General features: G+C 64.9%; 19 protein-coding genes and 1 other RNA gene. 12 read left to right on the top strand and 8 right to left on the bottom strand.

Translation table 11 applies throughout. From position 1 onward, the window contains the following. Positions 1 to 39: 39 nt before the first annotated feature. Positions 40 to 933: a DUF1259 domain-containing protein gene (locus VNK82_06810; GenBank protein HXE90658.1), complete on the bottom strand. Its 894-nt coding sequence runs from the start codon at positions 931 to 933 to the stop codon at positions 40 to 42. 129 nt (positions 934 to 1,062) lie between these two features. On the opposite strand from VNK82_06810, the gene VNK82_06805 reads away from it, so the two are divergent. Continuing rightward, positions 1,063 to 1,386, top strand: a complete 324-nt coding sequence (locus tag VNK82_06805; protein HXE90657.1) for a YbjQ family protein — start codon at positions 1,063 to 1,065, stop codon at positions 1,384 to 1,386. A 1-nt stretch (position 1,387) separates the two neighbouring features. Here the strand turns inward: VNK82_06805 and VNK82_06800 are convergent, their stop codons facing one another. Continuing rightward, positions 1,388 to 1,906, bottom strand: a complete 519-nt coding sequence (locus tag VNK82_06800) for a DinB family protein (GenBank protein HXE90656.1) — start codon at positions 1,904 to 1,906, stop codon at positions 1,388 to 1,390. A 148-nt stretch (positions 1,907 to 2,054) separates the two neighbouring features. On the opposite strand from VNK82_06800, the gene VNK82_06795 reads away from it, so the two are divergent. The 4 genes from VNK82_06795 (at position 2,055) to VNK82_06780 (ending at position 6,904) form a co-directional block, all read left to right on the top strand. Next, positions 2,055 to 2,993: a PilZ domain-containing protein gene (locus VNK82_06795; GenBank protein ID HXE90655.1), complete on the top strand. Its 939-nt coding sequence runs from the start codon at positions 2,055 to 2,057 to the stop codon at positions 2,991 to 2,993. Between the two features lie 50 nt (positions 2,994 to 3,043). Next, entirely contained in the window at positions 3,044 to 5,254 is a 2,211-nt protein-coding gene (locus VNK82_06790) for an FdhF/YdeP family oxidoreductase (GenBank protein ID HXE90654.1), read from the top strand. Positions 5,255 to 5,423: 169 nt separating this feature from the next. Beyond that, positions 5,424 to 5,990: a DNA protection during starvation protein gene (gene dps, locus VNK82_06785; protein ID HXE90653.1), complete on the top strand. Its 567-nt coding sequence runs from the start codon at positions 5,424 to 5,426 to the stop codon at positions 5,988 to 5,990. A gap of 500 nt (positions 5,991 to 6,490) precedes the next feature. Further along, complete coding sequence (locus VNK82_06780) at positions 6,491 to 6,904, top strand: group I intron-associated PD-(D/E)XK endonuclease (protein HXE90652.1); 414 nt, start codon at positions 6,491 to 6,493, stop codon at positions 6,902 to 6,904. A gap of 269 nt (positions 6,905 to 7,173) precedes the next feature. On the opposite strand, the gene recR is transcribed toward VNK82_06780, so the two are convergent. From recR to dnaX, 3 genes are all read right to left on the bottom strand, one after another. Then, positions 7,174 to 7,773 (bottom strand): recombination mediator RecR, encoded by a 600-nt coding sequence (recR, locus tag VNK82_06775; protein HXE90651.1) that lies wholly within the window; start codon positions 7,771 to 7,773, stop codon positions 7,174 to 7,176. A 143-nt stretch (positions 7,774 to 7,916) separates the two neighbouring features. Continuing rightward, a complete protein-coding gene (locus VNK82_06770; GenBank protein HXE90650.1) occupies positions 7,917 to 8,222 on the bottom strand; it encodes a YbaB/EbfC family nucleoid-associated protein in 306 nt (101 codons plus the stop codon). Continuing rightward, on the bottom strand, positions 8,219 to 9,952 hold the full coding sequence (gene dnaX / locus VNK82_06765) for a DNA polymerase III subunit gamma/tau (protein ID HXE90649.1): 1,734 nt from the start codon (positions 9,950 to 9,952) through the stop codon (positions 8,219 to 8,221). Before dnaX ends, VNK82_06770 begins: the two co-directional genes overlap by 4 nt. Positions 9,953 to 10,100: 148 nt before the next feature. Between dnaX and VNK82_06760 the strand changes: the two genes are divergently transcribed. Further along, positions 10,101 to 10,454, top strand: a complete 354-nt coding sequence (locus VNK82_06760; protein ID HXE90648.1) for an STAS domain-containing protein — start codon at positions 10,101 to 10,103, stop codon at positions 10,452 to 10,454. Positions 10,455 to 10,516: 62 nt separating this feature from the next. Here VNK82_06760 and VNK82_06755 read toward each other — a convergent pair whose 3' ends face one another. From VNK82_06755 to VNK82_06745, 3 genes are all read right to left on the bottom strand, one after another. After that, the gene (locus VNK82_06755) at positions 10,517 to 10,729 is read right to left on the bottom strand and encodes a hypothetical protein (GenBank protein ID HXE90647.1); all 213 of its coding nucleotides are present in this window, start codon (positions 10,727 to 10,729) and stop codon (positions 10,517 to 10,519) included. Between the two features lie 66 nt (positions 10,730 to 10,795). Then, positions 10,796 to 11,164, bottom strand: a transfer-messenger RNA (tmRNA) gene (gene ssrA / locus VNK82_06750). 88 nt (positions 11,165 to 11,252) lie between these two features. Beyond that, entirely contained in the window at positions 11,253 to 12,983 is a 1,731-nt protein-coding gene (locus VNK82_06745) for a VWA domain-containing protein (GenBank protein HXE90646.1), read from the bottom strand. 200 nt (positions 12,984 to 13,183) lie between these two features. On the opposite strand from VNK82_06745, the gene bshC reads away from it, so the two are divergent. The 6 genes from bshC (at position 13,184) to menC (ending at position 18,820) form a co-directional block, all read left to right on the top strand. Beyond that, entirely contained in the window at positions 13,184 to 14,788 is a 1,605-nt protein-coding gene (gene bshC / locus VNK82_06740; protein HXE90645.1) for a bacillithiol biosynthesis cysteine-adding enzyme BshC, read from the top strand. A gap of 35 nt (positions 14,789 to 14,823) precedes the next feature. After that, entirely contained in the window at positions 14,824 to 15,129 is a 306-nt protein-coding gene (locus tag VNK82_06735; protein ID HXE90644.1) for a hypothetical protein, read from the top strand. A gap of 36 nt (positions 15,130 to 15,165) precedes the next feature. Then, a complete protein-coding gene (locus tag VNK82_06730; GenBank protein HXE90643.1) occupies positions 15,166 to 15,846 on the top strand; it encodes a glycerophosphodiester phosphodiesterase in 681 nt (226 codons plus the stop codon). A gap of 121 nt (positions 15,847 to 15,967) precedes the next feature. Next, on the top strand, positions 15,968 to 16,888 hold the full coding sequence (gene mazG, locus VNK82_06725) for a nucleoside triphosphate pyrophosphohydrolase (GenBank protein HXE90642.1): 921 nt from the start codon (positions 15,968 to 15,970) through the stop codon (positions 16,886 to 16,888). After that, the gene (locus VNK82_06720; GenBank protein ID HXE90641.1) at positions 16,885 to 17,652 is read left to right on the top strand and encodes a GNAT family N-acetyltransferase; all 768 of its coding nucleotides are present in this window, start codon (positions 16,885 to 16,887) and stop codon (positions 17,650 to 17,652) included. The genes mazG and VNK82_06720 overlap by 4 nt, the downstream gene beginning before the upstream one ends. 58 nt (positions 17,653 to 17,710) lie before the next feature. Continuing rightward, entirely contained in the window at positions 17,711 to 18,820 is a 1,110-nt protein-coding gene (gene menC, locus VNK82_06715; GenBank protein HXE90640.1) for an o-succinylbenzoate synthase, read from the top strand. Positions 18,821 to 18,882 lie beyond the last annotated feature (62 nt).

The following is an 18,882-nucleotide window of genomic DNA, read 5'->3' as shown; positions in this document are numbered from 1 at the left end:
TCTAACCCTGCGAGATTGGACCGGCACCCACCGGCCCGGTCAGGGCGAGGCCTTGACGGAAGCGGTTTGGTTCAACGCAGCCCGCAGACCGCGGGCCAGGGAGACGGCATCGTCCACCGCCCAGAAGTGCAAAAAGTATAGGCGCGGAGTCTCGTGGAGCATGTGGCTGTGCAACGCCGTCACCGCGATGTGCGCCTTGCCCAGCGCGCGGATCACCGGGTTCACCTCCGCCGCTAGGAGCACAAAATCGCCCGTGATGGCGGCTTTCCCGTTGGCCGCACTCTGGAAGTTCAGGGCCGTGGCGATACCCATGGGGTTCGGGACGGCAGTGCCGTGCTCGCGGATGGTCTCCGAGCGCGGCACGGAGAACTGCAGCACGCCGCTGTTGACCTTCCCTTTGTATCCGAGCGCCTGCTCGATTGCGGCCACGTCCAGCCCGAGGTCGACCGTCGCTGCGCTGGCCGCAGCGGCGGGCGTTCCGGTCAGAGCGAGGGCAGTCTTCACGGCGGAAGCAAGTTGCGCGGCATCGCCGTGACCATAGACGTGCATGTAAAGAACTCGCGGCGACTCGTGCAGCAGATGGTTGTGCAACGCCGTGATCTGCAGGCCGCCGTCTTGCAGGCTAGCCATGACGGGCGCGACTTCATCCTCGGTCAGGACAAGGTCTCCCATCATGCGCCCGTTGGCTCCGGGAGCGTCGAACGCCACCCACGAGCCCAGCGCAAACGCTGGCCTGAGCAGAACGCCGGCGGCGGTCACGTTAAGGTCCGCACGCGGCATGCCGAACTTCATCACGCTGTCGGCCTGCAACTGTCCCTTGCGTCCCAGCGCTTCCTCGATGGCTTCCCAACTGGGCCGCGCTGACTGCGAAACGGCAAAAAGAGGGAATAAGAGAAAAGTCGCGAGGATGAAAACCAACTTGATTCGGTGCATAGGAACTGCCGGAAGAATGCTAGTCAATCCGGAGGTTCGGTGGCAAACGCGGCATGGGCCTGGGCGCGTGACAAGATATGATACGTGGCGATTCTCGTACCCGAGGGGGCATCCTTGGTCCAACACAACATGACAACAACGGCCTTCGACCTCGAGGGCTACCGGATCGTGCGCAACCTGGGCGTAGTGCGGGGCATCGTGGTGCGCTCACGTTCAGTGATCGGCACTCTGGGTGCCAGCCTGCAGACCCTGGTCGGCGGCAACATCACCTTGTTCACCGAGCTGTGCGAGAAGACCCGCGCCGAAGCCTTCGTGCTCATGCTGCAGCACGCCGCCGAGATCGGCGCCAATGCCATCGTGGGCGTCCGCTACGATGCCACCGAGGTCATGCAGGGCGTGACCGAAGTGCTCTGCTACGGCACTGCGGTGGTGGTCGAGCCGGCAGGGAAGTAGCTCAGGCCGAGCGAACGGAAAACTTCCTGGCCAGCTCCGTCATGCGTGCCAGGTGGTGGTCGTCGTGCTCGGCCACGAACCAGGCCATGTCGATGACCCGCATGGGCTGCTTCAGCCGGGGGTGGATCGCCGTCAGTCCCCGGCGCTCGGGATCCCACGTCTCCAGCCGCTCGACGAAGCGCAACCGCTCCTTACGGAAGGCCTGAGTGAGTTCCGCCATGGTACGCCGGTTGTGGTTCGCCTCCGTCGTCTTGCGATTGGTAATGTCGGCAGGCCGCAGCACTTCAGCGCCCGCCAGGTAGTCGTCCAGCCGCCCGGCGTGCAGTTCGTCCAGGTCCAGCAGATGTCCCACGTGCTCCTGGATGGACCACTTGTCGCCGTTGCGCCGCGTCAGCACGTCCGCCGCGATGCCCGCGACCTTCTCCTCGATCCGGCCCGGTGTGCCCCGCAGCCGCTCCACCACTGCCGGAAACAGCTCCACCGGAAGATCAAAACGGGAAGCGCGCTCCACCCAGCGCATGTGTCGCCCCTTTCTCAGAATGAAATATGATGGTTCCACTCTGGGAATCTTCCTGAAAAGGGAGAGGCGCCACCCCAGAGCGTTGTTTGCAGGCAGGCGGATGCCGCCATTCCGCCTATCCTGTGCTTTCGATGTTTCCAGGAGGCGCATGGATTCAGCCTCGGGCGCCGTGGACGCCGGCAAACGCGTGCTCTACAGCGTGCGTCGCCGCGAGCCGCGCGTCACCCGCCCCCTGACGGTGCGGCTTTGGGGCCTGGACAGCGCCGGTCGTCCCTTCGGATCCACGGCCACCACCCTCGACATCAGTCCCGCCGGCGCTTGCGTGCACGGAGTGCGTGGCCAACTGGCCGCCGGGGATGTGGTCGGGCTCCAATACGAGGACCGCAAAGCCCGCTTCTCGGTGGCCTGGGTGGGCGAGCCCGGCAGCGAGCGCGAAGGGCAAATCGGTCTCAAGTGCCTGGAGCCGGAAAAGAAAGTCTGGGGCAAAGCGCTGGAGGAGGAGCCGCCGGCGCCACCGCCTGCTGCGCCCGCAGCGGAAGGTCCGCCGCACGGCATCGAGCGGCGGACGACCGGCGACCGTCGCAGAGAGGAGCGGCGTCGCAATCCCCGCTATCGCGCCAGCGGCGGCGTGCAGATGTACCCCGCCGGATCGGACGTGCGCGTCTGGGGCACGCTGACCGATATCAGCCTGGGCGGCTGTTACGTCGAGAGCATGTCGCCGCTGCCGGCGGCCACCGAAGTCGCTCTGGAGCTGGAGTCGGACTCCGACCGCTTGCGTGCCCGCGCCGCGGTCCGCGTCAGCCATCCCGGTTGCGGCATGGGCCTCGAGTTCCTGGCCATGGAAGAGGAAGACCGGCGCACGCTGCAACGCATTCTTGAGCGCGCCGCCGCTGCCGCCCAGCCCGCCCAGCAAGGCTGGAGCCGCATTGGCGCTACCGCTGCCGGCGATGCTGCCCACGCAGCCGCGGCGCCTTCCCCTGAAGCCAGCCGGCTCCTGCAGGAGTTGCTGCTCTTTTTCCATGAGCGCGACGCCATGACGCGAGAAGATTTCCGCCAGGTGCTGGAGCGCTCGCGCGCGCGCAGGTAGCCGGTCGTTGCGCCCGGTTCAGCCCCTTGATTTAGACTGCTCGCGTGAACGTGCGTGACCTGGTCCCCTTCGGCCTGGCCTATCCCAACAAGCCGCGTCACTTCCGCGAGATGGCTCGCGCCGCCTGGGAGAACCGCGACCATCTCGGCTACGCCTGGCGCATCCTCAACCACGGCGTCTGCGACGGCTGCTCGCTCGGCCCCTACGGCCTGAAGGACAACGTCATCTCCGGCGTCCACCTGTGCATGACCCGCCTGAACCTGCTGCGCCTGAACACCATGCCGGCGGCGCCGGATGCCGCCCTGGCCGATATCGACGTCCTGCGCTCCATGTCCAACGAAGAGCTGCACAAGCTCGGCCGCCTCGCCTATCCCATGGTGCTCCGTCGCGGCGACCGCGGCTTCCGCCGCGTCACCTGGGACCAGGCCATGGACGTCATCGCCGGGGAACTCCACGGTATCCCGCCCGAGCGCATGGGCTTCTTCGCCACCTCGCGCGGCCTCACCAACGAGGCGTACTACACCTTCCAGAAGCTGCCGCGGCTTTTGGGTACCAACAACGTGGACCTGTGCGCGCGTCTCTGCCACGCCGCCAGCGTCTACGGATTGAAGCAGACGCTCGGCGTCGGCGCGCCTACGTGCTCACTCTCCGACTTTATTGGCGCCGAACTCCTCATCCTGTTCGGCACCGACCTCGCCAACAACCAGCCGGTCACCACCAAGTACATGCATTACGCGCGCAAACAGGGAACGCGCATCATGGTCGTCAACCCGTACCGCGAGCCCGGCCTGGAGCGTTACTGGATCCCCTCCGTCGCCTCCAGCGCCCTGTTCGGCTCGCGCCTGATGGACGATTTCTTCCAGGTCCGCGTCGGCGGCGACATCGCCTTCCTCAACGGCGTCATGAAGGTCATCGTCGAACAAGGCATGGAGAACCGCGAGTTCATCGCCCGGCAGACCTGCGGTTTCGAGGAGCTGGCCGCGCATCTGCGCGCGCTCTCCTGGCCTGCTATCGAGGAAGGCTCTGGCATCGCGCGCCCCGAGATCGAGCGCTTCGCGCGCATGTACGGCCAGGCGAAGACCGCCGTCCTCTGCTACTCCATGGGGCTCACGCAGCATCGCTTCGGCGTGGAGAACGTCAAGGCCATCGCCGACCTCGCTCTCATCCGCGGCAACCTCGGCCGCGAGAAGTGCGGCATCATGCCCATCCGCGGCCACAGCGGCGTGCAGGGCGGCGGCGAGTGCGGCGTCGATCCCGATAAGTTCCCCGGCGGCTTCGAGGTCAACGCCGAGAACGCCCGCCGCTTCAGCGAACTCTGGCAGGCGCCCGTGCCCGCCTCCACCGGGCTCAAGACCGGCCAGATGATTGAAGCCGCCCACGCCGGCCAGCTCGACGCCCTGTACACCATCGGCGGCAATCTGCTGGAGACCATGCAGGACCGTTACTTCGTCATGGAGGCGCTGCGCCGCGTGCGCGTCCGCATCCACCAGGACATTGTGCTCAACACCTACTCCACCTTCGAGGGCGGGGAAGTGCTGGTCGTCCTGCCGGCCCAGACCCGTTACGAGTCCGGTGGAACTTCGACCTCCACCGAGCGCCGCATCCGCTACTCGCCTCCCATTCGCGGGCCCCGCATGGGCGAGGCGCGACCGGAGTGGGAGATTCCGTGCCTCATCGCCCGCCGCCTCATGCCCCAGCGTGCCGCGCAGTTCGCCTACGCCACCGATGCCGACGTCCGTCGCGAGATGGCCGCCGCCATGCCCATCTACGCCGGCATCGAGAAACTCTCGAACGAAGGTGACTGGGTGCAGTGGGGCGGTCCGCAGCTCTTCACCGAGGGCTTCCAGAAGATGCCCGGTGGCCGCGCCCGCTTCGTTCCTGTTTCCATCCCCGAGGTCGGCGTCCCGCCCGGCAAGTTCTACGTCACCACCCGCCGCGGCAGGCAGTTCAACTCCATGACCTTCGGCCCTTCCGACCCGCTCACCGGCGGCCAGCGCGACGACATCTTCATCAACCCGCGCGACGCCGCCCGCCTCGGCATCAACGAGGGCGACATCATCCTGCTGCGTTCCAACACCGGCGAGTTCGCCGGCAACGCCCGCTTCGCCGATATCCGCGAAGGCAACCTCCAGGCCTACTGGCCCGAATGCAACGTGCTCATCGAGCGCCGCTACGACCCCGTCTCCTCCGAGCCGGACTACAACGCCGTCGTGGACGTCATCCCCATTGCGGCTACGAAACCCGCCCAGCGAGCCGGCTAGGCCCGAGCGGTAGAAACGCAGCTGGCTGCGTCTCGAGACGTTGCAAGCAACGTCTCTACCATCGACGGTCGCCCCCCGAGGGGATTTCCTCGTTTACAATTGCGTCCCCCTGTTCGGTGGGGGCATCCAAGAACGTACGCATGCGAATCCTTACCTGAAGGAGAAGACCATGGCTAAAGTCGCTCGCGATCTGGTGCAGAGGGCCGGTATCGACCTGAACAAGCTGCTGGACATGCTGGTGCGCAACGCCGCCGCCGAACTCACCACTTTCTATTACTACACTATCCTGCGCGTGAACCTGATCGGGCTCGACGGCGAAGGCCTGAAAGAGATCACCGAAGATGCGCGCATCGAAGACCGTAACCACTTCGAGGCGCTGGTGCCGCGCATCTACGAGCTGGGCGGCAAGCTGCCCGCGAAGATGAACGATTTCCACGACATCTCCGCCTGCCCGCCCGCCTCGCTGCCCAAGAACCCCAAGGACATCAAGGCCATGCTCAAAGTGCTGGTCAACGCCGAGCGCTGCGCCGTGCACGGCTACACGCAGATCTGCAACTACACCGCGGGCAAGGACCATCGCACCTACGATCTGGCGCTGGCCATCCTGCACGAGGAGGTCGAGCACGAAGCCTGGTTCTCGGAATTCCTGGGCGAAGGCCCTTCGGGCCACTTCCGCCGCTCGGGAACCGGCTCAGAGCGCAACTCGCCCTACGTGTCGAAGTTCCTGCCGCACTGAGAAAGGCATAGCCCCGTGAGGGGCGTTGGATTTGCAGCCCACGGCGCAAGCCGTGGGTTTAGGTTCAAGAATTCGTCCAGCCCCGTCGTAGGCTCGAAAGAGGCCGCGTCATCGGCTTGGCTGCGCCCCCCTGTCCCCTTATCAAAGAGCTATGAAATATTTTCTTTTTGCCTCCTCCTCGTTTTCTCTGTTAAGTCCTTTCCTTCGAGGGGCTTAACCGCTTCCCGATTCGGGAAATCCTTGTCAAGCTCTCGACCTTTAACTATTGTCGGCAACACATTGAAAACAAATGCAATAAAGTTACTTTAAGTTTTGTACATTGGTTGCCTCGAAAATGCTATGCTGAACTTAGATAGTAAGGAAAGGGAGCGCGGGCGCCTCGCCCGCGCTTTGCTGTTGGATATCACGTAGCGCCGGTGTCTCGCCTGCCCCCGGACGCTTTCACCTCGAACCTGCCGCTCTTACTGCCAGAGCTGTCCGAGAAACGCTAGACGAATCCCATGTCCCGTCGCAGCCTGCCCAAAGCCCAGGGCGACGCCGCCGAGAGCCTGTTCTTGCACCGCGCTATCTCTCTCGGCCTCACCGTCTCCAAGCCTTGGGGCGACAACTCGAAGTACGACTTCATCGTCGATAACGGTCGGCGCCTCATCCGCGTCCAGGTCCGCTCCGTCTCCCTGCCGCAGGACGACGCCTTCCGCGTCTCCACCGGCTGCGGCAACCGCTCCAAGATCCCCTACACCCCTGCGGACATCGACCTGCTCGCCGCCTACGTCGAGCCCCACCACGCGTGGTACCTCATCCCCGTCGAGACCTTCGCGCCTGTCACGTCCATCTGGCTCTTCCCGCACCGCACCAGCAGTCGCAGCCACCGTTTCGAACGCTTCCGCGAGGCGTGGGATTTGCTGAAGGAATAGCATAGGCGCGCGACTGCTCCTGGTCTGCTTGGTTCTGGACTAACCTCGACGGTGCCCCATGTCTGCGCCATGCTGTTCGGCGCAGACGGGGGATAAGAGATCGCGAAGGGCTCCCGAACCCAAAAAGACTCGCGTCCGTGACAGGCGCGCACCCACCGCTTCGACGCTCTCGGGAGACTTAGGACTTGTTCACAGAGCGCAAGGAAAAAAGCGGGCGGCCTTCAAACCCGCCGCACTGGCCACTGACCACTGACCACTGACCACTGCTTCTACATCTCCCGCCGCCCCTCCATCGCCTTCAGCACCGAGACTTCGTCCACGTACTCCAGGTCGCTGCCGGCGGGAATGCCGGTAGCGATGCGCGTCACCTTGAGCCCCGGACGCTTGAGCTGGCGCGCCAGATAGACCGCCGTGGCCTCGCCTTCGACCGTGGGGTTTGTCGCCAGGATCACTTCGTCCACCTCACCTGCCTCGATGCGCTTCAGCAGGTTGGCGGTACGCAACTGCTCCGGACCTACGCCGTGCAGAGGCGAGAGCGACCCGTGCAGCACGTGATACACGCCGTTGTAGTGCTGGGTCTTCTCGATGGCGGCAATATTGGTGGGCTCCTCCACCACGCACACCAGGCGCGGGTTGCGGGTGGCGCTCGAGCAATACACGCAGGGATCGACGTCGGTGATGTTGTTGCACCGCGAGCACAGCCGCAGCTTTTCCTTGACGTCATGGATGGCGCCGGCCAGCGCCTCGGCGTCCCCGGCCTCCGCGCGCAGGATGTGGAAGGCCAGCCGCTGCGCGCTCTTCGCGCCAATGCCCGGCAACTTCTTCAGCTCCTCGATCAGGCGGGCCAGCGGTTCGGCAAAACTAGACACGGAACTACTCCCATTTGGTAATTGGGAAATTGGGTAATTTGGGAATTTGAATTCCGCGGGAATCGCCGACGCAGGCCAGCACTCTGTTCAATTTCCAAATTACCAAATTACTCAATTACCAAATCGCTCTGTCGCCGAATCTCTCAATCACCAATTCCCAGCATCCCTCCCAGCCCCATGCCTTTTTTCATGGCTTCTTCCGCCTTGCGGGCGGCCTCATTCACGGCGGCAAGCACCAGGTCCTGCAGCATCTCGACGTCGCCGGAGCGCACCGCCTCGGGATCGATGGCCAGGCTCAGGAGCTGCTTGCGGCCGTTCATGCGCACAGTGACGGCGCCGCCGCCGGCGGAGGCTTCGACCACGGTCTCTTCCATCTTCTTCTGCAGTTCGGCGTATTTCTCCCGCGCCAGCGTGAGCATTTCCTGGAGCTGGCCGGGGTCGAACTTCAACGGCGCTTCTCCCGGTGGTCGATGACGCTGCGGATCTCCGCCCCGAACTTCTCCTGCATGCGGCGCACGATCGGGTCTTTGGTCGCCCGAGCGCGGCCGTTGGCGGCAGGCTCGCTGTTTGCGGGAGCGGCGGCGGTGGACGCCGAGCCGTTGGCCGCGCCCGAGCCTTCGACGCGCAGCTTCAGCGGGCGTCCGGCGGCGCGCGCCGCAGCGGCCGTCGCGATGCGGCGGACTTCGCCGTTCAGCGCCAGCTCCGCCATCTTGGCCGAACCCGTCACGCGGACAACGATTTCCTCCTGCGACAGAGTCCACTCGCCGGCGTCGAGCATGGAGGCCACCATGCGCTGGCTCCCTTGTTCGAGTGCGCTGACCACCGCTGCGCGCACATCGCCCTCAGGGCCGGGCGCGGTCCGCTCCGCCACCGCCACGGCAGCAGATGACGAGGACATTTCTTCCTTCGGCGCACTCTGCTTGCGCGCACGGTCGGCCTCGAAGGGTGAGACGCTCCGCGGTCGTGAGGGCGGCTCAGGCGGTGGCGCTGAGCGCGCCGGAGCAACGGCCGCCCGTGGTTTCCCTTCGCCGGCGGCTCGGGGTGCAGCCTCCGCGCCACTCAGCATTTCCTCGAGGGGCAGCAGGCGTTGCGCGTGCACCAGCTTCAGCAGTCCCAGCTCGAGGTGGAAGCGCTGCTCGCGCTTGTAGCTGAGTTCGCCGTGCGTGCGCAGCAGAATCTGCAGGAAGCGCGTGAGGTCCTCTTCGCTGAAGAGCGCCGCCACGCGCAGCACGCGCCGGGCTTCGTCGGGAGCCACCTGCAGCAACCCAGGGTCTTCGCCCGCCACTTTGGCCACGATGCAGTTGCGCAGGAAGCGCACCAGTTGCCGCGTCAGGTGGGCGGGATTGTGGCCTTCGGTCAACACCCGGTCGGCCAGCCGCAGCACTTCTTCAGCGGAGTTGCGCGCGACTGAATTCAGTAGCTGCTCGAAGATGTCGGAGGAAACCCAGCCCACCAGTCCGCGCACGGATTCGGCGGTGATGCGGCCGCCGGTCGAGGCCACGGCCTGGTCCATCAGCGAGAGCGCGTCGCGCATGGAGCCGTCGCCCGCTTCGGCCAGCAGGGCCAGGGCGTCGTCGTCGGCCGCCAGGCCCTCCCGCTTTGCAATGTCGCGCAACTGGCTGACCATGTCCGCAAAACGCACGGCGTGGAAGCTGAAGTGCTGGCAGCGCGAGCGGATGGTCTGCGGAATGTCCTCCGGCTGCGTCGTGGCCAGCATGAAGATGACGTGCCCGGGCGGCTCTTCCAGCGTCTTCAGCAGGGCGTTGAAGGCGGCATCGGTGATCTGGTGGGCCTCGTCGAGGATGTAGACCTTGAAGCGGTCGCGCGCCGGGCGGTAACGGACGGCGTCGCGCAGTTCGCGGATCTCGTCGATGCCGCGGTTGGTGGCGGCATCGATCTCGATTACGTCCACGCTTCCCCCGGCGCGGATCTCGGTGCACGATTCGCAGGCGCCGCAGGGATCGGGCGTGGGCTGCGGGAACGACCGGCAGTTCAGGCACATGGCCAGGATGCGCGCCACCGTGGTCTTGCCGATGCCGCGGTGTCCGCTGAAGATGTAGCCGTGCGCGATGCGCTGCTGCGCGATGGCGTTCTCGAGCGTGCGCGTGACGTGCTCCTGCCCGATGACGTCCGCGAACCGCTGCGGGCGGTACTTGCGCGCCAGCACCTGGTAGCTCATGACCAGAGGCGATTATACGTGAGGGTATTCCGAAGGTGCCGGCGGTGCCCCATGTTTGCGCCGCGCCGTTCGGCGCTTGCCAAGCGACCGCGCACGGGTTTAGGCTTCTCGACTGTTTCGCGGCGCTCTTATCCGCTGGGAGGTTCTCATGGCCTTGAAGCTGAGTGTCAAGAAAGTGGGCGATGTCGCGGTCGTCTACTGCAACGGTCGCATCGTCTTCGGCGACGAAGCCTCCGAACTGCGGGAGAAGGTGAAGGCCCTGATCGCCGAATCCTCGAAGATCGTGCTCAACCTGGGCGGCGTCAGCTACATCGATAGCGGTGGCCTCGGGACGCTGGTCGGGCTGTACACTTCGGCGCGCGGCGCCAGTGGCGACATCCGGCTGGCCAATCTCACGCAGCGGGTGCGCGACCAGTTGGCCATCACCAAGCTGGTGACGGTGTTCGAATCGTTCGACAGCGAAGACGCGGCGGTCGCCTCCTTCGCCAAAGCGGCTTCGTAACTCCTTCCTCCTCGTTGAGCGTGGTTCCGGCTGCAAATCTTGGGCGGAAGCCCCGGAAGTCCCTACTCCTGGCAGCCGTGTTCGCGCAGGTGCTGTTCGATCCGGGCGGCCGTGTGCGCGATCTTGCGGCTCAGGAACTCCTCCCAGTCACGGCGGCTGCCGCTTGCGGCAACGTTGTGCTCAGCCCATTGCCGCGCCAGCCGCTGCTTTTCCTTGAGCTGCGACTGCAGCTCGGCAATCTGCTGCCGCAGCCGGCCGAGTTCCTCACAGGGCATGGCGCAGGAGTATAGCGCGGGGGATTGCTGGGCTACGCCTGCGGGAAAGTCCGCAAGGAGAACCGATGGTGGAGGCGCCCGGAGTTGAACCGGGGTCCGAAAATGTTATCAGCCAAGAGCCTACATGCGTAGTCGCGTTCCCGCTTCCCGCTGAGGCAGGAAACCTTCGCCGCCCGCGCTCAGAACGGACAAGAAACGCGGAAGGCTAGCCCGATGATCTCGCTTCCGGCGCACGGGCCGAGCGCCGGAAACCAGCCCGCTGTGCGACGTCCTTCCGCAGCCCGCGGGCGAAGCCGCGGAGGACGGCTACTTAATCAATTAAGCAGCGTATGCCAGCTCAGTGTTGGCACTTGTGTGTTTGCACGCGATCACGGGTGCATGCACCCCGGCATGCCTCTTGGCCGCAAGCATTTCCGTCGAAGCCGTGACGCCCCCACGATGCCGGCGACACTTTCCATTGTGGGGGCGGGCACGGTCGAAGTCAATGAGGGCAGGCGAGACGTGAACGCCCGGACGCGCCCGCTCAGGGAACGGCCAGGGGGGCAAGGACGCTCCCCATGCGGCCGGAGATATTGTCACGGACGACGAAGCGCACGCTGTACTCGCCGGCTGGGAGTGCAATGGCACCGTTGTAGGTAATGCCGCTGCCACGGATTTGCTCGAGCGCCTCAGGGGAAAGATTGGCGTCGTAACCCTTGCGGAACTGGCCAGAGGTTTCTCCCTTCTGACTTCGTGCCACCCCGGCAAACTCGAGGCTCAGGTGATTGCTGTCGGACTCGGCCACCGATGCGACTCCGGCGTCGAGGACGATCTCGAAGCGCGCGTTGCGCTTGCCTCCACCGGATTTGTTGTCAATGCCCGTCCAACGCACGGTGACGGGAAGGGCGTTATAGTCAAGGGGACTGCGCAAGGCGGTGACTAACTCCAAGTCGCGTCCGGGATCGCCGGGCTTTTCGGGCAGGGCGAAGAATCCGTTGCGGGCACGAACCTTGAGATCCGGCCGCAGGACCCTCACCTTGAGCGGGCGCCATTCCGCCTTGCTGACTTTCTGAGTAAGGTAATAGCCAAGCATGTAGTAAGAGGCGGACTCGTTCGCTGCTTCGCGGAAGGATCCGGGGAGGTCATTGGTGTTGTAGAAGGCCTGGCCGCCGGTCATTTCAGCCACGGTATCCAGAGTGCTGAGGCTGGAGTGGAGGGTGTAGTCGTTTGTCTGGATGTCGCGTACGCCTACAGTGCTGAAACCCAGCCCACCACAGCTTGTGCAGCCGCGAATGTCGCCGAAAGAAGAGCCAGCCAGCCCGCGGATATCCACGGGATAGACGGCAATGTTGGCGTCGTTAAGGGCCTTGAAAGTGCGCTCGTATATGGCGGCCTGGCGGCTGTCGAGGATGTCGCGGGCTTCCAGCAGAATGAAGGGGAAGCTGCCCGTGGCCCAAATCAGGGACTTGCGACCAGGAACCATGGCGAAAGTACGCGCAATATGCTGGAAGGCATCCATGGTGAGTTCCAGAGAGGTGAAGCGCTCGTATTCCGAGAGCCCGGCATCGGGACTGGTCATCATGGTGAGGAAGCGGTTGGCGGAGTCGGCTACCTGCTGTTCGGTCGGAGGTCGGTAGGCGTCCGGGGAAGTGACGGCCGGAGCCTCGCCCTCGGGAAGGCTTGGTCCAGTTCCGACCAAGGCAACGGGCAGGGAACGGCCCGGTGCCGTCCCGGGAGGAGTTTCGCCCTTGATGCGGCGTACGGCGGCGACGATGAGCGCGGGATCCTGAGTGAAGTCGTGGACCAGACGCACTCCGTTACGGTGCATGACCAGGAGGGCAATCGGCGAGCCGGGAACCAAGGTGGAGGAAAGATACTCGATCATCGCGTGGCGACCTCGAGCCTGGTCCGTGAAGCCGGTGTTCACAAGATCCACGACAATGATGATGAGCTGCTTGGCGGTTGGTGCTCCGCTGGCCGCCGCGTTGGTGAACTCTCCCGGGCGATGCCGGATCACAAGGCGTGACACGTCCTTGGAGGCAGTGACCTCCTCGAAGGTGGCGATCTTCTGAACCTTGCCCTTTTCCGTTATTTCAAAGTCGGCGGCGGTCAGGCCGGAAACGTGTTTCCGGTTCTTGTCCAGGACGACCACCGGAACCAGAACCAGCTCCGCCGCGGTGCGAAACTGAGCCGGCTCCGGACGAGCTTGACGGTCGCCCTGCAGCAATGGAGTGCCGTGCACGACTAAGGCGATGGAGATAAGACAAACAGCCATTCCAACTGCGAGCCCAAATGTTCGAAGCTTCCTGCACATAATTCCCCCAGGAGCGCGAAGGTCGTGGCCCGAGCGAGACGCCGAGGGCGTCTACAGGACAACGTCCATGACGGGGAGCCGAATTTGTGCATCCTTTGGCGGCATGAGTTATCCATTCTCCTGCGCCCTGTAGAATGGCGGACGAGGAGAAGCTGAACCCAGTGTCGACGGACTGTCTGCCCTACAGCACGATCCCCCACACGTCGCGCCTGTTCGCAGAGTATACCTCGAATCACGAGGCGGTACGGGAGTTCTACCCGCGACCTCCGTTTTCCAGGAATTGGCTGGCGGAGGAGGCGAGGACAATCCGTTACGACACGGAGCGGCGCCAGCGGGTGGCCGACGTTCTGCAGCGCCAGAACCGAGAGTGGGGCGCGTCGAAGGCGACGCTGGAAAGCCTGGCGCGCTTCCGCGCCGGGGCCGCGGCGGTGGTCACCGGGCAACAGGTGGGATTGTTCGGCGGGCCACTGTTTTCGATCTACAAGGCGCTGACGGCCATCCGACTGGCGGTGGAAGAGTCGCAGGCCGGGGCTGACTGCATCCCAATTTTCTGGCTCGCCACCGAGGATCACGACCTGGCCGAGGTGAATCACGTCACCTTGCTCAATGCCGAGGGAGACCTGGAACGGATTGAGACCTCGTCGCGGGGCGGCGAGAACGCACCCGTCGGTTCGATACGACTGGGCGCCGAAATCGAAGAAGCCGTGCGGGCGGCGAGCCGCGTGCTGGGAGATTCGGAGGCCTGCGAGTTCCTTCGCGAAAGCTACCGGCCAGGGGAGACCCTGGGCGGGGCGTTCGCGCGCCTGTTCTCGCGGCTGTTCCGCGACTCCGGGATCGTGCTGGTGGATGCTTCCGATCCGGAACTGCATCGCATCGCGGAGCCGGTGCTGCGAGCGGCGGCGGTGGCTGCGGCCGACCTTGACCGGGCGCTGCTCGAGCGCAACAAGGCACTGGAAGCCCGCGGCTTCCATGCGCAGGTGAAGGTGACGCCCGAGTCCACCCTCCTGTTTCATCTGCAGGGCGGGGCGCGGTTGCCGGTGCACCGGGGGAATGGGGGGTTCCAGGCGGGCCGGCAGAAGATGAGCCCGGATGAATTGGCGAAGCGCATCACCGAGCATCCGGAAGAGTTCAGCGCCAACGTGCTGCTGCGGCCGGTGGTGGAGGATTACCTGCTACCCACCGTGGCCTACGTCGGAGGTCCGGCAGAGGTGGCGTACTTCGCGCAGGCGGCGGTGGTCTATGAAGAGTTGCTGGGGCGGGTGACGCCGGTGGTGCCACGCTTCAGCGCGACCCTGGTCGAACCACGCATCCAGCGATTGTTAGGCCGCTACCAGGTGGGCCTGGCGGATACGTTCCACGGTGTGGAGCACCTGCGCGAGGCCCTAGCCAAACGATGTATCCCGCCCGACCTGGCTGCGCACTTTGACTCCGCCTCCGATGCCCTTACTGCATCGCTCGACGCCATCTCCGCTTCCCTGAAACAACTGGATCCCACGCTGGTGGCGGCCGCTACAAAAGCCCGGTCCAAGATGACGCACCAACTGGAGCGATTGCGAGGACGCGCAGCACGCGCCCAGTTGCGTCGCAATCAGGAGATCGTGCGGCATGCCGGGCAGCTCAACAATTCGCTCTATCCGCACAAGGCGCTGCAGGAGCGGGAGATCGGCGGGATCACCTATGTGGCGCGCTACGGCACGGGTTTGCTGCTCAGACTGTATGACGCCGCGCAGTTGGGATGCGCTGGGCATCAAATGATCAACCTGTAGTCCACCTTCCCAGTGTCTGGGGTATGATTCCCCTGATGGCCAAGAACCCACAGCCCTTCGAGGTTCCGTGTCCGTGCTGCGGCGCGTTGCTGAAAGTAGACGCGGCCACCAAGGCGGTGATTGCGCACACGCCGGCGAAGGCTCCCAAGACCTTTGAGGACCTGGACCAGGCCGCCCGCGCGCTGAAGGAACAGGACAGCCGGCGTGAGTCCATCTTTCAGCAATCGGTGGAGGCGCAGAAGCATTCCGCGGACCTGCTGGAGAAGAAGTTCCAGGAAGCCATGAAGCGCGCCAAAGAAGCTCCGGACAAGCCCCTCATCCGCGACATCGACCTGGACTAGCCCTTGCCGCAAGCCTTTCCGCCCGCCGGCAGCGCGGTGAAACGCGCGCAGCGACCCTTGCTGCTCGGGCATCGCGGGGCCCGGAAGGCCGCTCCCGAGAACACGCTGGCGGCGTTCGACCTGGCTCTGGCCCACGGGTGTGACGGCTTTGAGTTCGACGTCCGCCGCACGGCCGACGGCGAGGCGGTCGTGGTGCATGATGCGACCGTGGCCGGGATGGAAGTCGCCGCCACCGCATATGAGCAGTTGCGGCAAGCGGTGGGCGGCAAAGAAGGGCCGCCCACGCTCGAGCAAGTGCTGGCGCGTTACGCGGCCCGAGCGGTCCTCGATATCGAGGTGAAGGTCCGCGGACTCGAGGAGCGCGTAGCCAGGCTGCTGCGCCAATATCCACCGCAGAGGGAGTACGTAATCTCGTCGTTCCAACCGGAAGTGCTGGTGGCGCTGCGGCTGCAGCAGGCCGACCTTCCGCTGGGGTACATCAGCGACCGCGCCTACGCCCTGGTGGCGTGGCCCAAGCTGCCGGTACAGTACGTGATGCTGCATCTCGACCTGCTGACTCAGAAGCGCCTGGAGAAGCTGCAAGTCGCGGGGAAGAAGGTCTTCGTGTGGACAGTGAACGAAACGAGAGACATGGTACGGCTGGCGGAAGCAGGGGTGGACGCCATCATCTCAGACGACACGGAGTTGCTGGTCAGGACAATGAAGCTTCCGAGGTAGTCGCGAATGTCCTGCATGGCGGCGGAAGGGATGCCACCGCGACGGCCGGCGGGGCGCCGGCGCTACAAAGTACGCGCGGCGAGTTTGGCATCGCTCAGCAACTCGGTTAGATTAGTTGCCCATGCCTCCAACGCGGGGAGAACGCTTCGAACGCGCGGTCGAAATCATGGAGCGGCTGCGCGCGCCGGGCGGCTGTCCGTGGGACCGTGAGCAGACCTTCGATTCCATCAAGCCCTACACGCTCGAAGAGACCTACGAGGTTCTGGAAGCCATCGACAAGCGCGACTGGCAGGAGCTGCGCGGCGAGCTCGGCGACCTGCTGCTGCAAGTTCTTTTCTATGCCGAGATGGCCCGCGAGGCCGGACACTTCACCATCGATGAGGTGCTGGAACGGCTGAGCCAGAAGCTGGTGGACCGGCATCCGCACGTGTTCTCCGATGTGAAGGCGGAAACGCCGGCCGATGTGCTGCGCAACTGGGAAGCGCTGAAGGCGGCGGAGCAGAAGAAGCGCTTGGAGGAACGCGCCGGTCTGGGGGAGGCAGGGAAGGAAGAGGAGCCGCGGTCGGTGCTGGCCGGCGTGTCGTCGGCGATCCCGGCGCTGCTGGAGGCGCTGAAGTTGAGTTCGCGCGCGGCGCACGTCGGTTTCGACTGGCCCACCATCGAAGGCCTGTTCGAGAAGCTGGAGGAGGAGACCGGAGAGCTGCGGCGCAACCTGGAACAGTATCCGGCGCCGGGTCCAAGGCCGGAATCGGCGGCAGGCGTGGCCGGCGCGCGCGGGGCGAAAATCCCCGAAGAGCTGCGACAGCGGCTGGAGGACGAGATCGGCGACCTGCTGTTCGTGGTGGCCAACCTAGCGCGTTATCTCTCGCTCGATCCGGAGTCGGCGCTGCGCAAGACCAATCGCAAGTTCAAGCGGCGCTTCCAGTGGCTGGAGGAGGAATTGCGCCGCCGAGGACGCCGCCCGCAGGAGACGCCGCTGGAGGAACTGGAAGCTCTGTGGCAGCAGTCCAAGGAACGAGAGCGGGGAGAGGCGGCGCCGTGAGCCCCGAAGTGATCGTGCGCCCGTGCCGCGGGCTGGAGGAATATCGCGGCTGCATCGACCTTCAAAAGGAAGTGTGGAACTTCTCCGATCTGGACGTGGTGCCGCTGCGGCTGTTCGTGGTGGCGGAGAAGGTAGGCGGGCAGATCATCGGGGCGTTCGATGGCGAGCGCATGGTGGGGTTCGCCATGTCGGTGCCGGGAACCCGTGGCGGGCATGCCTACCTGCATTCCCACATGCTGGCGGTCAAGGAGAGCTACCGCAACTCGGGACTGGGAAGGCGGTTGAAGTTCGCGCAGAGAGAGGATGCCCTGGCGCGCGGCTTCGAGCTGATCGAGTGGACCTTCGATCCGCTGGAGATCAAGAACGCGCACTTGAACATCGAACGGCTGGGCGCTATCGCGCGGCGCTACACCATCAACCAGTACGGCACGACGTCGTCGCCGCTGCATGGCGGCCTGCCCACCGACCGCCTGGTGGCGGAGTGGTGGCTGCGCTCGCGCCGGGTGGAGACGCTGCTTTCAACCGGCAGGCGGCCCGACTTTGTCACCGAAAAGATCATCGAGGTTGCGGGCAAGATCTACGAGTGGAAGGCTTCGCCGTCCGACCGGGAGAAGGCTCGTGACCTGCAGCAGCGCAACCGGGAAGAGTTCCTGCGCGCGTTTTCGAGCGGCCTGGCCGTTCTGGGGTACGAGCGCGACGCGCAGGGCAACGGCCGGTTCCTGCTGGGACGGTGGGACGAGCAGTGGTCGTACGCGAGCAAATAGCCGTCGGCAGTCAGCAATCAGCCAAGGCAAGATCGAACGAGGCTGGACTCCGGCACTCATGAAGGTGAAGTCCATCACGCTACGCGAGCTCCGCATGCCGCTGGTGCATTTCTTCGAGACCAGCTTCAGCCGCGTCACGGAGCGGCGCATCGTGCTGGTGACGGTAGAAACGGATGGCGCCGAGGGCTGGGGCGAGTGCGTCGCGGGCGAGGACCCGTTCTACAGCGAGGAGTCGGCCGAAACGGCGTGGTACGTGCTGACCAAGTACCTGGGTCCGGCGCTGGCCGGAAAGGAGCTGGCGACGGCCAGGGATTGCGTGCCGCTGTTCGCGCGGGTGCGCGCGCATCGCATGGCCAAGGCGGCTCTGGAGAATGCGCTGTGGGACGCCGAGGCGCAGATCAAGGGCGTGCCGCTGTGGAAGCTGGTGGGCGGGACGCGGCGCGAGATCGCGTGCGGCGTCTCCATCGGCATCCAGGATTCGGTAGAGCAGTTGCTGGAAAAGATCGAGAAGGAGCTGGCGGCGGGCTACCGGCGCATCAAGGTGAAGTGCAAGCCGGGATGGGACGTGGCAGTGTTTGCGCGCATCCGCGAGCGCTGGCCGGAGATCCTGCTGAGCTGCGACGCGAACTCAGCCTACACGCTTGACGACACGGAGCACCTGAAGCGCTTCGACCAGTTCCGACTGCTGATGATCGAGCAGCCGCTGTGGAATGACGACTTCTACTTTCACGCCAGGCTGCAGAAGCAACTGCAGACCGCGATCTGCCTGGATGAAGGCATACGCAGCGCGCGCGATGCGCAGGCGGCACTGGAGCTGGGCGCCTGCCGCATCATCAACATCAAGGTGGGCCGCGTGGGCGGGATGAGCGAAGCCATCTGCGTCCATGACACGGCGCGGGCGCACAACGTGCCGGTGTGGTGCGGCGGGATGCTCGAGTCGGGCGTAGGCCGGGCCCACAACGTGGCGCTTTCAACGCTCGAAGGGTTCTCGCTTCCGGGAGATGTCTCTGCTTCCAAGCGGTATTGGAAAGAGGACATCATCGAGCCCGACGTGGAGGTTTCGCCGCAGGGGACGATTGCGGTTCCCGATCAGCCGGGGCGCGGGTATGAGGTCAAGCAGGCGCTGGTGGAGAAGCTGACGGTGCGCAAGGAAGTGCTTTCGGCTTAGTGCTCCTGCCGCACAACCTGGAAAAGCACGATTCCGCGGCTTCGCCGAGGAATGACCATCTA

It is taken from the genome of Terriglobales bacterium, from assembly GCA_035573675.1.
In the GTDB taxonomy this organism is placed as follows: Bacteria; Acidobacteriota; Terriglobia; order Terriglobales; family Acidobacteriaceae; genus DATMAB01.
Note: the sequence above shows the minus strand (reverse complement) of the source record. Positions and strands in the feature narration are given on the sequence as shown.

What these genes read in the sequence shown, in the direction of transcription:
- VNK82_06810 (HXE90658.1), bottom strand. Translation starts at nt 933, where the DNA reads ATGCACCGAATCAAGTTGGTTTTCATCCTCGCGACTTTTCTCTTATTC.
- VNK82_06805 (HXE90657.1), top strand. Translation starts at nt 1,063, where the DNA reads ATGACAACAACGGCCTTCGACCTCGAGGGCTACCGGATCGTGCGCAAC.
- VNK82_06800 (HXE90656.1), bottom strand. Translation starts at nt 1,906, where the DNA reads ATGCGCTGGGTGGAGCGCGCTTCCCGTTTTGATCTTCCGGTGGAGCTG.
- VNK82_06795 (HXE90655.1), top strand. Translation starts at nt 2,055, where the DNA reads ATGGATTCAGCCTCGGGCGCCGTGGACGCCGGCAAACGCGTGCTCTAC.
- dps (HXE90653.1), top strand. Translation starts at nt 5,424, where the DNA reads ATGGCTAAAGTCGCTCGCGATCTGGTGCAGAGGGCCGGTATCGACCTG.
- VNK82_06780 (HXE90652.1), top strand. Translation starts at nt 6,491, where the DNA reads ATGTCCCGTCGCAGCCTGCCCAAAGCCCAGGGCGACGCCGCCGAGAGC.
- dnaX (HXE90649.1), bottom strand. Translation starts at nt 9,952, where the DNA reads ATGAGCTACCAGGTGCTGGCGCGCAAGTACCGCCCGCAGCGGTTCGCG.
- VNK82_06760 (HXE90648.1), top strand. Translation starts at nt 10,101, where the DNA reads ATGGCCTTGAAGCTGAGTGTCAAGAAAGTGGGCGATGTCGCGGTCGTC.
- VNK82_06755 (HXE90647.1), bottom strand. Translation starts at nt 10,729, where the DNA reads ATGCCCTGTGAGGAACTCGGCCGGCTGCGGCAGCAGATTGCCGAGCTG.
- VNK82_06745 (HXE90646.1), bottom strand. Translation starts at nt 12,983, where the DNA reads ATGGCTGTTTGTCTTATCTCCATCGCCTTAGTCGTGCACGGCACTCCA.
- VNK82_06735 (HXE90644.1), top strand. Translation starts at nt 14,824, where the DNA reads ATGGCCAAGAACCCACAGCCCTTCGAGGTTCCGTGTCCGTGCTGCGGC.
- mazG (HXE90642.1), top strand. Translation starts at nt 15,968, where the DNA reads ATGCCTCCAACGCGGGGAGAACGCTTCGAACGCGCGGTCGAAATCATG.
- menC (HXE90640.1), top strand. Translation starts at nt 17,711, where the DNA reads ATGAAGGTGAAGTCCATCACGCTACGCGAGCTCCGCATGCCGCTGGTG.